At 51.7% G+C, this 12,499-nt stretch carries 10 protein-coding genes; 7 read left to right on the forward strand and 3 right to left on the reverse strand.

The features are described from left to right. Window positions 1-106: 106 nt before the first annotated feature. Window positions 107-1,897 (reverse strand): B12-binding domain-containing radical SAM protein, encoded by a 1,791-nt coding sequence (locus ACLB09_RS11335; protein ID WP_410769918.1) that lies wholly within the window; start codon window positions 1,895-1,897, stop codon window positions 107-109. A gap of 11 nt (window positions 1,898-1,908) precedes the next feature. Then, window positions 1,909-3,753 (reverse strand): DNA helicase RecQ, encoded by a 1,845-nt coding sequence (gene recQ / locus ACLB09_RS11340; protein WP_410769919.1) that lies wholly within the window; start codon window positions 3,751-3,753, stop codon window positions 1,909-1,911. 212 nt (window positions 3,754-3,965) lie between these two features. Between recQ and ACLB09_RS11345 the strand changes: the two genes are divergently transcribed. From ACLB09_RS11345 to ACLB09_RS11370, 6 genes are all read left to right on the forward strand, one after another. Further along, complete coding sequence (locus tag ACLB09_RS11345) at window positions 3,966-5,636, forward strand: spore germination protein (protein ID WP_410769920.1); 1,671 nt, start codon at window positions 3,966-3,968, stop codon at window positions 5,634-5,636. Next, window positions 5,584-6,681 (forward strand): GerAB/ArcD/ProY family transporter, encoded by a 1,098-nt coding sequence (locus tag ACLB09_RS11350; protein WP_410769921.1) that lies wholly within the window; start codon window positions 5,584-5,586, stop codon window positions 6,679-6,681. Before ACLB09_RS11345 ends, ACLB09_RS11350 begins: the two co-directional genes overlap by 53 nt. Then, window positions 6,674-7,891, forward strand: coding sequence for a Ger(x)C family spore germination protein (locus tag ACLB09_RS11355; protein ID WP_410769922.1), 1,218 nt, complete (start codon window positions 6,674-6,676; stop codon window positions 7,889-7,891). Before ACLB09_RS11350 ends, ACLB09_RS11355 begins: the two co-directional genes overlap by 8 nt. Before the next feature lie 10 nt (window positions 7,892-7,901). Then, a complete protein-coding gene (locus ACLB09_RS11360) occupies window positions 7,902-8,087 on the forward strand; it encodes a CLC_0170 family protein (protein ID WP_410769923.1) in 186 nt (61 codons plus the stop codon). 78 nt (window positions 8,088-8,165) lie between these two features. After that, a complete protein-coding gene (gene rlmD / locus ACLB09_RS11365; protein ID WP_410769924.1) occupies window positions 8,166-9,659 on the forward strand; it encodes a 23S rRNA (uracil(1939)-C(5))-methyltransferase RlmD in 1,494 nt (497 codons plus the stop codon). Window positions 9,660-9,682: 23 nt separating this feature from the next. Continuing rightward, window positions 9,683-10,261: a DUF4256 domain-containing protein gene (locus ACLB09_RS11370; protein ID WP_410770071.1), complete on the forward strand. Its 579-nt coding sequence runs from the start codon at window positions 9,683-9,685 to the stop codon at window positions 10,259-10,261. Window positions 10,262-10,332: 71 nt separating this feature from the next. On the opposite strand, the gene ACLB09_RS11375 is transcribed toward ACLB09_RS11370, so the two are convergent. Continuing rightward, a complete protein-coding gene (locus ACLB09_RS11375; protein ID WP_410769925.1) occupies window positions 10,333-10,914 on the reverse strand; it encodes a TetR/AcrR family transcriptional regulator in 582 nt (193 codons plus the stop codon). Between the two features lie 203 nt (window positions 10,915-11,117). Between ACLB09_RS11375 and ACLB09_RS11380 the strand changes: the two genes are divergently transcribed. Beyond that, window positions 11,118-12,332 (forward strand): MFS transporter, encoded by a 1,215-nt coding sequence (locus tag ACLB09_RS11380; protein ID WP_410769926.1) that lies wholly within the window; start codon window positions 11,118-11,120, stop codon window positions 12,330-12,332. The last annotated feature ends 167 nt before the right edge of the window (window positions 12,333-12,499 follow it).

The following is a 12,499-nucleotide window of genomic DNA, read 5'->3' on the forward strand; positions in this document are numbered from 1 at the left end:
ATTCCTCCTTCGGTTTAGAGTACATCCTATTCTATTCCAAACCCAGGGGAATGATTGGGCCTTTAACACACATAGGCTCAAGCCTGAAGTAACCGACCGAAGACGATTATTTCCGGCCGTGTATTCCCTCAGTCGTAAACGCCGACGTATTTACCGCATAATACAACGGCCGCTGTTCGCTTGAATCCTGCTGGTACAATACGACGAGCAACGTGCTTTCCCGCTGCCGTTCCGGGGACTCCTTGCCTGTCAGCACGTCTTCGAGCGAAAACGGCAACTCGTCCAGCACGGCATATTTCTGAAGGTCCCGCTCCGCCAGTCCGTGGGCCGCAAAGGCTGCGGACACCTCCGAGGACCGGTCGGCCAACGCCTTGAAATACCCGCTCCGCCGCTGCTTGTCCATCCGGTCTTCCCACCAGATTTTGCGCGGCTTGTATTTGTGTCCCAAAAAATAGTCCAGCTTCATCAGCCCCAGCACGGTCTCCGGTTGCTTCATTCCGCGCCATTCCAGGAACTCGTAAAGCCGTGTGAACAAGTCCTCCAGCTGATGGCCGATACGCTGCCACGATTGCTCTTCCCAGAAATCTCCCAGTTCCTGAAAAAAGTCAAACGGAGTATCGAATTCCCGGGTGATCAGATATTCCATCGTGTGATCCATCCGATGATCGTTCCAGTATTTTTCCAAGATGTCCTCCAACCGCTTCAGCCGGATGATATCCGAAAAAGGCATGATGTCGTTGCCCAAAATTTCATAAGGGGCATGATCCATATATGTGTAATTGTACTTGGCTGCTTCATTGCGAAGCCCCGTACCCCGAAGCATCTTCAGAAATCCGAGCTGCAGTTCCTCCGGGCGCATGGCAAATACGTCGTTGAATGTTTTTCGGAACGAAGCATAGTCCTCTTCGGGCAATCCGGCGATCAAATCAAGATGCTGATCGATTTTGCCGCTTTCCTTGATCTTCATTACGGTCCGGGTCAGTTTGGTAAAATTCTGGCGGCGCTTCACCAGTTCATTCGTGTTGTCGTTCGTCGACTGAACCCCGATCTCGAAGCGGAAGATGCCCGGCGGAGCGTTCTCCGCCAAATAATCGAGCACCTCGGGTCGCATAATATCCGCCGTAATCTCAAATTGGAACACGCAACCGCCGTGATTGTGAATCAAAAATTCAAACATTTCCATCGCGTAGCTGCGGTTGATGTTAAAGGTGCGATCCAGGAACTTGATCGTTTTCGCCCCATGGCTGATCAGGTACAGAATATCCGATTTTACTCGCTCGATATCATAGTAACGAACCCCCACCTCGATGCTGGAGAGGCAAAACTGGCAGTTGAACGGACACCCCCGGCTCGTTTCGAAATAAACGATGCGCTTGCCCAGATCCGGGATATCCTCCGGAAACCGGTGCGGCGATGGTAGCGTATTGAGGTCGGATTTCGGCCGGGGAGGATTGACCCTGATTTCTCCGTCCTTCCGGTAAGCGGCGCCGAACACGTAATGGAACTTTCGTTCCCCGCCCAGCTCTTGCAGCAAATGATGGAATGTTTCCTCTCCATCTCCCATGACGATGAAATCAACGCTGTCCGCCCGTTCCATCCAGTACGCCGTATCGTAGGAAACCTCGGGACCGCCCAGTACGATCGCCGTTTCCGGAAGCACCTTTTTCAGCATATTGGTCACCTTGATCGTTTCTTCGATGTTCCAGATATAACAGGAAAAGCCGATGACATCCGGCCGTTTCTTATATAAATCGGACACGATGTTCAGCACCGGGTCCTTGATCGTATATTCCGCCAAATCGATATCGAACTCATTCCCGCTGTAGGCTTTAAGCAGCCGAAGCGCCAGCGAGGTATGGATGTATTTTGCATTTAATGTGGCTAAAATGACTTTCATTCTTCACAACCCTATTCCATATTTTGAAAAAACTCGAGAAACGGCACGCCGTATTTGCGGTATTTCACTTCGCCGACGCCTTTAATCCGCAGCATTTCCGCTTCGCTTGTCGGGCATACCAAGCTCATTTCGCGCAAGGTGGCGTCGTTAAAAATAATATAGGAAGGCACGCGCTCTTTTTCGGCCAAATCCCTGCGGATCAGGCGCAATTGTTCGAATACCGTTTCGTTCACGGCCGAAGGCCCGTCATCATAGGAAGCACCTCTGCGGCGGGAACCGGAAGCCGTCCCGGCACTTTTCGCCGCAGGCGGTTCAGGCGCGCGCATCATCACCTGATGCTGTCCTCTCAGGACATCCGCTGCCAATGTTTGAAGCCGGACAACGGGGTACTGACCTTCCGAAAGGGCGAGATAGCCCTCGGCAATAAACACATTGATCAGCTCCGATATCTCTTTCTCGGTACGACGCCGCATCATGCCATAAGTCGGCAAACTGTCGAATCCGTACTGAAGTACTTTCTTGTTCTGCGAACCTTTGAGCACCGAAGATACCAGCGAAACGCCGAAACGCTCTCTCATCCTGTGGATACAGGAGAAGACGATTTGCGCATCCACCGTCATGTCGACAAGCTCACGCTCGTCGCGGCAGGAACTGCAAATGCCGCAAGCTTCCCGGCTATGGGCTTCACCGAAATAATCCAGCATCGCCCATCGCAAGCAGCTATTCGAGTAACAGTACTCTATCATCTGCTGGAGCTTCTTGTACTCATTGCGCTTCCGGTTCTCGTCTTGCGGATTCTGTTCGATCAGGAACTTCTGAGTCATGATGTCCTGCGGACTGAACAGCAGAATGCAATCGCTCGGCTCGCCGTCCCGGCCGGCACGTCCCGCCTCCTGAACGTAAGCCTCCATATTTTTCGGCATATTGTAGTGAATCACGTAACGCACATTCGATTTATCGATACCCATCCCGAAGGCATTGGTTGCAACCATTACCCGGATGTCGTCATAAAGAAACGCTTCCTGGCTTTCCTCCCGTTCACTATCGGACAACCCGGCATGGTAGCGTCCGGCCGGAATGCCGTTTTGCCGCAAACGGTTATACATATCATCAACCTCTTTGCGTGTCGCCGCGTAAATGATCCCCGGCTGATGGCCGTGCGTAGTTACGTAATTCATAATAAATTCCCGTTTGTTTTCGCCGCGCAGGACCGACATCGCCAAATTGTCCCGGCCCAGGCCCGTCACGAAGACGGACGGATCGTTAAGCCGCAGCAACCGGATCATGTCATCCATGACCTCCGGCGTTGCGGTCGCCGTAAAGGCCGCGAGAATCGGGCGTCTCGGCAGACTGTTCACGAACGGCGATACCGAGAGATAGCTTGTCCGGAAATCATGCCCCCACTGCGAGACGCAGTGAGCCTCGTCGACGGCGACGCAAGAAATTTCAAGCCCGCTCATTTCTTCGCGGAACCAATCCAGCTCCAGACGCTCCGGCGCCACGTATAGCAGCTTCAATTCGCCGCGTTTCGCGGCCCGGATGCGCTCGTTCACCTCTTTGCCGGAAAGAGTGCTGTTAATATAAGCGGCCGATATTCCCATCGTGATCAAGGCGTCGACCTGATCTTTCATCAACGAGATGAGCGGGGAGATGACCAGGGTCAATCCGGGGTGTAACAGCGCGGGAATCTGATAGCAGATCGACTTGCCGCCGCCTGTAGGCATAATGCCGAGTGTATCGGCTCCCTTCAGCATGCTGGAGACGATTTTGCGCTGCCCTTCGCGGAAATCGGGGTACCCGTAATATTTTTGCAGCAACTGCTGCGCTTGTTCCAGAGTGGGGATTTGCACATTCATTGAACCAAACTCCTTATATCGGTACATGTATTACCGGCCAATAAACCTTCTCTCCAGTTTACCGGGCCTTAAGCCAATGGGCAACATCCACCCTTGCCTGATTTTACGGAATACATTCCTTGGTACATAAAGTCCATTACTCTTACTAACACTTACTATTATATACTTTCATCCGGAAGAGAGGCCGGTTTATTAGATTGGAGGAACGGACCTTGCAAAAATGGAGCGAAAATTACAGGGCCTATGCGCAAAAAAAGAATCATTCCCCCGAGGAACCGGCTTCCGGCAAGAGCGGTCCATCCTTCCTCGGCACTTCGCTACATGAGAATTTGGCTCAATTCGAACAATCCATCGGCGCAAACGGCGATCTGGCCGTACGGGAATTCCAGATTGCGCGCCGATACCGGGCGGCTCTCGTCTTCCTGTCTTCCATGACGGACCAGAAAGGAATTCAAGAGAACATCTTAAAGCCGCTAATGCTGTGGCGGGAAAATGAATCCGGAGACTCGGAAAGCCCGCTTCCGAAGGGCGGCCTGATCGACCGGCTTTGGAACGAGACGATTTATATTAATGAAGGTCAAAAATGCTCTGACCTGTCCCTTCTTCTCCATTTATTAACGTCCGGTCATGTACTGCTTTTGCTGGACGATTGCGGTGAAGCGCTTGCCTTTGCCATGCGCGAGATTGAGAAAAGAGGCATCGAGCAGCCTCAGACGGAACAGGTGATCCGCGGCGCACGGGAGGGCTTCATCGAGCTGTTAGACACCAATTTATCGCTGATCCGATACCGGCTCCAAAGCCCTGATTTGAAAATCGAAACCGGTCCGATCGGACAGCGCACCAATTCCCGCGTTGCGGTTTGCTATATTAACGGAATTGCGGATCCCGAATTGGTCGAAGAAGCCATGATGCGAATTTCTAAGATTGATTTCGACGGGATTATCGATGCAGGTTACATCGAACAATTCATTGAAGATCAGCCCATTTCTCCTTTTCCGCAAGTTCAAAATACGGAACGGCCCGATAAAGCCGTAGCGGCATTGCTGGAAGGCAGAGTCGTCATCATGGTCGACGGCTCGTCCTTTGCCTTGATCGTCCCTGCGCTGTTCGACCAATTTTTGCAGACGATCGACGATTATTCCGAACGCTTTATTATTGGAAGCCTGATTCGTATCATCCGCCTGGTTGCCTTGTTATTTTCTCTGTTTTTTCCGTCGCTGTATGTCTCGGTCATCTCCTATAACCCCGAACTGCTGCCAACCGATTTCGCCGTAGCGATCTCGGGAGGGCGGGCCGGAGTCCCTTTCCCTGCCGTACTGGAAGTATTAATTATGGAGGTATCCATGGAAATTTTGCGGGAAGCGACCATTCGTTTGCCGCAGATGATCGGCGGCGCCCTCTCCATTGTCGGCGTGCTGGTCATCGGGCAAGCCGCGGTGTCCGCGGGTTTGGCCAGCCCGATTACCGTAGTGATCGTCGCTTTGACAACGATCGGTTCGTTCGCCACGCCTGCTTACAATGCCGCTATCGCCCTGCGTATGCTTCGTTTTCCGCTGATTTTATTGGCGGGATTATTCGGTTTATACGGCGTGATGATCGGTACTATTTTAATTATAAACCATCTGCTTTACCTGGAGTCGTTCGGCATTCCGTACCTCTTCAACTTGATTACCGGAATGCGGGAGCGCTTGACCGACACCATGATCAGAGCCCCCCTGTGGTGGATGAACCGGCGGCCGTCCCATTTGCATCCGGTTGACGCAACCCGCTTGCCTGATGGAGAAACGCAATCCTATATCAACGGAATATTCCGGAGAAAGGAGATCATCTATGAACAGGAAGCAGAAGATCTCAACGACCCAAACCGCCCTCGTCGTCGCTAGCACTACGTTCGGCGTTGGCGTTTTGAGTTTCCCGAGAGTAATGGCTCAAGCTGCCGGAAGCGGCGCTCCACTGATGGCATTGTTGGGCATGCTTCTGGCTTTGTTCGGACTGTGGCTCGTGACCGCATTAGGACAGCGCTTCAAGGGACAGACCATATTTGAATACGGACAGTCGCTGATCGGAAAGTGGCCGGCAATCGCAGCTAATCTGATCCTGTTCATCTTCTTCACCATTTCGGCCGCCTTGTCATCCCGCCAGTTCGGTGATGTGCTTTCTACCGTCGTTTTTCGTAGAACACCCATCGAAATCAGCATCATCCTGATCCTATTGACGACTGCGTTTTCCTGCAGACGGGACATTGTAAAATTCAGCTATATCCACATTTTCTATTTTCCCTTTATCTTCTTTCCTTATCTAATACTGATGTTGGTATCGCTGCAAAGAATCGATGTCCTGAACCTGCTGCCGCTGACCGGAAATAAATCCATGCAGTTCTTCCCGGGAATTTCGGAATCAGCATCTTTGTTTCTCGGCTCGTTTATCATTACGATTTTGCTCCCCCACATGCAAAAACCGAAATCGGCGATGAAATCATCCTTTTTCGGATTAGCGATCAGCGGAGGTGCTTATTTGATCATGATATTTTCGGTACTTGGCATATACGGGGCGGAAGAAACCAAGCTGCTGCTTTATCCCACCCTGGAACTTTCCCGGTCCATTTCGTTAGGAGGAGGGGTATTGGAGCGTTTTGACGCCCTTTTCATCGTCATTTGGTTTATTACTGTGTATACCACGCTTTATTCCAGTTACTATCTGGCTTCCCATGCCTTTAGCAAGCTTTTCCATTTTTCCGATCTGCGCCTTACCTCTTCTTTTCTGCTGCCGTTTATGTTGGCGATCGCTTTGCTGCCGCACAATGTTTTTCAAACGCGGAGCATCGTCCACCATACGGAGTTTACGGGCTTGCTTCTACTGACTTGCTACCCTCTGCTGCTGAGAATTGTCTCCTTATTCCGCCGGAAGGGTGCCATGACCCATGAATAAAAGAATTGTTATGAATCTGCTGCTCACGATGCTTTTCTTAAGTTCCGGGTTGCTCCTAACCGGTTGCTGGGACAGTCTGGAGATTGAGGACAGAGCGCTATTACTCGCTCTGGCTATTGATGAAGCCCCGCCCGGAAGCGAGGCCAAAGAGGACAGCGTAACGCATGAAAACAACGGAAAGTTACCCGACAAAATGATCCGTATCACCGCGCAAATCGCCGTCCCCGGGCGGGTACCCCTCGGCCCCAGCAGCGCCACGAGCGGAGAAGAAACCCAAAATTCAGTATGGGTCGTTCAGGTATTCGGCCATAGCCTGGATGACGCACTGAACAATTTGCAGCAGCAAATCGCCGATCCCAAGTACCTGATCCATCTTCGGGTTATCGTAGTAAGCGAAGCTATCGCCAAGCAGGGACTGGAAGATCTTAGCGACTATCTAAGACGTAATCCGGAAGTCCGTCGCAGAACCTGGTTGCTCGTATCCGATATGGAAGCGGCAAAAATCATGAATGCCGCGCCGCCGCTGGAACGGGTGCCCACCTTGTATCTGTTGTCCATGGTGGAAAAGGCGGTCCAAACCGGCAAATTCCCGCTGGACTATTTAGGGATTTTCTGGACGGCCGAATCCAGATGGGGACAAGACGGATATCTCCCCTATATTTCGATTCGAGGAAAAGAAAATATTCTGATCAAAGGAATGGCCTACTTTAGCGGAGGAAAGCTGGTGGGAACGACGACACCTATTGAAATCGGGGCCTTCATGGCTGCCAAAGGGATTGATCCCGGCGGATACTCCACCTTGCTCGACGTGCCCGGCATCGGCTTTGTAATGGTTCAAACCCAGGAGCGCCATACGAATATGAAAGTGGATATTCAGGATGGAGTACCTAAGGTTACCCTGAATATTAAACTGGAGGGAACGATCACGGAGCATAGTGAAGGCGATACAGACATCGGATCTATGCAAAATCTTGCCCTGATTGAAAAAACGTTCGTCAGCAATGCCTCGGAAATTGTTGAAGATTTCTTGAAAGCGACCCAATCGAAACGTTCAGACGTACTCGGTGTGGGCGAGTTGGTCCGCGCCCACCGTCCAGCTTATTGGAATAAGCATGTCCTTTCCAAACGGGACTGGGAAGACATTTATGCCAAAGTTCCCATGGATATCAAGCTTCATATGACGATCCGCCGCGTCGGTCTAAAAAACTAGGGGGGATTAAATGATACGGGTTATTTCCTTTGTCGCGATCATGTTCTTGTTTTCGGGTCTTTTAATACTCTTGGTTGACCGCAAAATATACAAAACGGGGCAAAAAAAGAAAGAAGCCAAAGCCGCCTCTTTTCTGGGCTGGATGAACCTGGCCTGCGCTCTCCTGCTATTCGGCGCCTTTCTTTGGCTGCATTGACGATTCTCCCTAACCTGCTGCGGTTTTATGGTACTTGCCTGTACGGCGTGGTATAGTTAAAACGGACAAAATTATCGGATGGAGAACAATCGTTTCATGAAAAATTCGAAGAATGCACAACCACACCAAGCTAGTCATAAATCAAAACATAAAAACAGAGGCCCCGCGCCGGACAAAAAGCCGGATCCCCGGATTACGAACCGGAATACGGCGGAAGAAGTCGCTCCCGGCGATGTCATCATCGTGACGATCAAACGGCTTGGCATCAACGGCGAAGGCGTCGGATATTACCGGCGAAAAGCGGTATTTATCGAAGGGGCACTGCCGGATGAGGTGATCAAGGCCGAAATCATTCGCGCGGAAGCCAAGTACATTTCCGCGAAAATCAAGGACATCGAGAAGCGCTCTCCCCACCGGATCGACGCCCCATGCCCTGTATTCGGCATTTGCGGCGGCTGCCAGATCCAGCATCTTTCATATGAGGGGCAGCTTGCCGGCAAAACGGACATCGTTCGCGAAGCCTTTTCCCGGTATGCCGGTATGCAGGACGTCCGAATGAAGCCGATCCTCGGCATGGAGCATCCGTGGGACTACCGCAACAAGGCCCAGCTTCAACTGGGAATGCAGGAAGAAGGTATGATCGCCGGGCTGTACGCGGTGGATTCGCACCGGTTGATCGACATTACCGGGTGTCCGATCCAGCATCCCAAGATCAACGAGGCCGTCGACCGGACGCGCAATGTCCTGGAGCACCTGAACATCCCTGTCTACCGGGAAAAGGGCAATCAAGGACTGGTGCGGACGATCGTGGTGCGCTGGGGCTTCCAGTCTGGGCAACTTCAGGTGACGCTCGTTACGGCGAGCGACAAGCTGCCGCGGCGCGAGCAGCTTGTCAAGGAGCTCCGGCTGGCGATGCCGGAGCTGACGAGCATCGCAATGAACGTCAATCCCAAGAACACGTCGCTCGTGTTCGGCCACAAGACGTTCATCCTGTGGGGCGAGGACAGCATCCAGGAGTCGCTTGGCGACCTGGAGTTCACGTTGTCCCCGCGCGCTTTTTTCCAGCTTAACCCGTTGCAGACGGTTAAGCTGTATGAGGCGGTGCGCAACGCCGCCGGTCTGACCGGCCGGGAGACGGTGGTCGACGCCTATTGCGGCACCGGCACGATCGGCCTGTGGCTTGCCCCTTACGCGCGCGAAGTCCGCGGGATCGAGTCGATCCCCGAAGCGGTAAGGGACGCGAAGGAGAATGCGGCGCGCAACGGGCGCACCAACGCGGCCTTCTTCGAGGGCCTGGCGGAAGAACTGCTTCCGCGCTGGGCCAAGGCCGGTTACTCGCCCGACGTTATCGTCGCCGACCCGCCGCGCACCGGCCTCGATCCCCGCTTCCTCGAAGCGGTGCTCCGCACGAAGCCGAAGCGCTTCGTATATGTGTCCTGCAATCCGTCCACCCTGGCCAAGGATTGCAAGATCCTGACGGATGGCGGCTACAAAATCGATTGGCTTCAGCCGGTCGATATGTTCCCGCAGACAAGCCATGTGGAGTGCTGTGTGTCGCTAACTAAGGAGTAACCTATTTGAAGGGAGAGATTTATATGACGACGAGTCCCGTCAACGGTAAAAAGGAGTTACCTCCGGAACAGCATGAAGAACTACTCAACATTTTGAAAGCACGTTTTGAGAAAAACATGAACCGCCATCAAGGTCTTGAATGGGCTGATATACATGCAAAGCTTGAAGCTCAACCGGAAAAATTATGGTCGCTCCACGAAATGGAGCGAACCGGCGGCGAACCCGATGTCGTAAATCATGACAATACGACGGACGAGTACATTTTTTATGATTGTTCGGCGGAAAGTCCCAAGGGTCGCAGGAGTATTTGTTACGACCGTGAAGCGCTCGACTCGCGGAAAGAACACAAGCCGCAAAATAGTGCCATAGAAATGGCATCTGACATGGGGATAGAGCTTTTAACGGAGGAGCAATACCGGGAGTTGCAGAAACTTGGAAACTTTGATTTGAAAACTTCGAGCTGGGTGAAGACACCCGCTAACATTAGAAAACTTGGCGGAGCCATCTTTTGCGATCGTCGCTATGACACTATCTTCATGTACCATAACGGAGCGGAATCCTATTATGGTGCCAGAGGGTTCCGCGGCTCGCTAAGGGTCTAAGGTATTGATCCATTCTGTTGAAGCTCAAGCAATTCATAGGCTTGAGCTTCTTTTTATGCCGGCCCTTAAAGTTAGTTTAGCAATGCAAGGACCGAATCCACGCTATTTTGGACATATAGCGCATCGGGACGCGATTTCATCATAACGGTAAGTCCTATCAAGAAAACGACGAGCGTTTGAGCCAGCGCCTTCGGGTTCAAGCTGTTTGCAAGCTCGCCCGATCGTATGCCTCGTTCGATCGTTTCCTGAAAAATTACGGTCAAATACATCTGATGTTCTCTAGTCAGTACCTCGAATTTCTCGTCGTGAGGGGCGAGTTCCACCATCGTATTAATGCAAAAGCATCCCCGGCTGAACCGTTCTCCGTATCCCTCATTGATCAAGCCTTCGAAAAATGCCCGGATCCCTTCTTTTACCGAAGATTTGTTTTGGAGTCTGGATCGGACGGAAGAGGCATGAAATTGATTATATTTACGCAATGCCGTTTCGAATAATGCTTTCTTATCCCCAAAGGCCGAGTAAATACTCGGCTTTTGAATCCCCATTCTGGATGTCAAGTCGCTCAAGGATGTAGCTTCGTATCCCTTTTCCCAAAAAACCTGCATTGCCGCAACTAAAGCTTGTTCCTCATCAAATTCGCGCGGTCGAACCATGTGCTGCTCCCCCTTTTCCATACCGTTTAGTACGTAAATATTTTATCGTTCAAATCTTGTTCTGTCAAAATGATGGCAGTCCCTTACCTAACCACACTTAATTTCTTGACATTCCTTAAGGCATAAACTATATTTATCCATGATCATTATGTACCGAACGGTATGTTATTATTTCGATAAAATAAAGAAACGAGTGATCGAAGATGGAGAATGTTAACGTAACGAAAGCAACCGCTGCCGAAGACGCCCGATCCGGCTCCTTCCCCTCCATATCCCGAAAAGTGGCCCTGCTGTTTGCCGTATCGTGCGGCATGGCGGTTGCCAACATTTACTATGCCCAGCCGCTTCTTGACGCCCTGTCGACCGAGTTCAGTATCGGGCATTCCGCGATCGGCGTCGTCACCACGGTAACCCAGATCTGCTATGCCCTGGGATTGCTCCTATTGGTGCCTCTCGGTGACTTGTTGAATCAGCGCCGCTTGATTGTCTATCAAATGCTATTATCCGTTGTAGCTTTGTTTGCCGTTGGCACCGCTTCCTCAGCCACGGTCCTGATGTTAGCCATTGCTGCAGTCGGACTGCTCGCCGCAATCGTACAAACCCTCGTGGCATTCGCCGCAATGCTGGCTGCGCCATCTCAACGCGGACGAGTAATCGGCGTGGTAACAAGCGGCGTCGTAATCGGTATTCTGTTGGCACGAACCGTTGCCGGTATATTAACGGACCTCGCCGGTTGGCGCTCGGTCTACCTCGTGTCCGCAGCCATGATGCTCCTGATGGCTGTACTTCTATTTCGGGCGTTACCGAACTATGAGCGAAAAAAAACAGATTTGACCTATAAAAATTTGATTCGTTCGGTCATCTTATTGTTTGTGCAAGAAAAAATTTTGCGTATTCGTGGAGTACTGGCACTGTTGATTTTTACCGCATTCAGTATTTTATGGACTTCCCTTGTTTTACCTCTCAGCGCACCTCCGCTATCTCTTTCGCACACCGAGATCGGAGCTTTCGGTCTTGCCGGAGTTGCCGGAGCTTTGGCGGCGGCAAAAGCAGGGCGTCTGGCCGATCAAGGTTTGGGGCAGCGGACAACGGGAATCTCGCTCTTCCTGCTGCTGGCCTCATGGTTGCCAATCGGTTTTACGGAACACACCTTGTGGGGATTGATCGTTGGGGTTATTTCCCTTGATTTTGCGGTACAGGCCGTGCATGTTACGAACCAGAGCATGATTATGAGCGTACGCCCTGAAGCTCGCAGCCGTCTCACTGCAGCCTACATGATGTTCTATTCCATAGGCAGCGCAACCGGTTCGATCCTTTCCACCTTGACTTATTCCTACTCGGGTTGGATAGGCGTATGCTGGCTTGGCGCCTCCGTAAGTGCCGTTGCTTTACTCTTTTGGGCACTTACCCGCCGTTGAGATTTTGATTGCCGAAGTAAACATCATCTTCCGTCTTCACTGCCGCATTGTAATCCCAAAGCTTGTTCAACCATTCCTGATTGTCCCTATCGATCATCACGCTTACCAATAACGGAGCGGAGAAGCTAATATCCTCTTACTGCTATTAATCATCCCAGAGGAATGTT

The sequence above is a fragment of the Fontibacillus forbon genome (assembly GCF_046559655.1).
Classification (GTDB): Bacteria; Bacillota; Bacilli; order Paenibacillales; family Paenibacillaceae; genus Fontibacillus.

Excerpts from the sequence above, each read along its gene's own strand:
- ACLB09_RS11335 (WP_410769918.1), bottom strand. The coding sequence starts at position 1,897 with ATGAAAGTCATTTTAGCCACATTAAATGCAAAATACATCCATACCTCG.
- recQ (WP_410769919.1), bottom strand. The coding sequence starts at position 3,753 with ATGAATGTGCAAATCCCCACTCTGGAACAAGCGCAGCAGTTGCTGCAA.
- ACLB09_RS11350 (WP_410769921.1), top strand. The coding sequence starts at position 5,584 with ATGAACAGGAAGCAGAAGATCTCAACGACCCAAACCGCCCTCGTCGTC.
- ACLB09_RS11355 (WP_410769922.1), top strand. The coding sequence starts at position 6,674 with ATGAATAAAAGAATTGTTATGAATCTGCTGCTCACGATGCTTTTCTTA.
- ACLB09_RS11360 (WP_410769923.1), top strand. The coding sequence starts at position 7,902 with ATGATACGGGTTATTTCCTTTGTCGCGATCATGTTCTTGTTTTCGGGT.
- rlmD (WP_410769924.1), top strand. The coding sequence starts at position 8,166 with ATGGAGAACAATCGTTTCATGAAAAATTCGAAGAATGCACAACCACAC.
- ACLB09_RS11370 (WP_410770071.1), top strand. The coding sequence starts at position 9,683 with ATGACGACGAGTCCCGTCAACGGTAAAAAGGAGTTACCTCCGGAACAG.
- ACLB09_RS11375 (WP_410769925.1), bottom strand. The coding sequence starts at position 10,914 with ATGGTTCGACCGCGCGAATTTGATGAGGAACAAGCTTTAGTTGCGGCA.
- ACLB09_RS11380 (WP_410769926.1), top strand. The coding sequence starts at position 11,118 with ATGGAGAATGTTAACGTAACGAAAGCAACCGCTGCCGAAGACGCCCGA.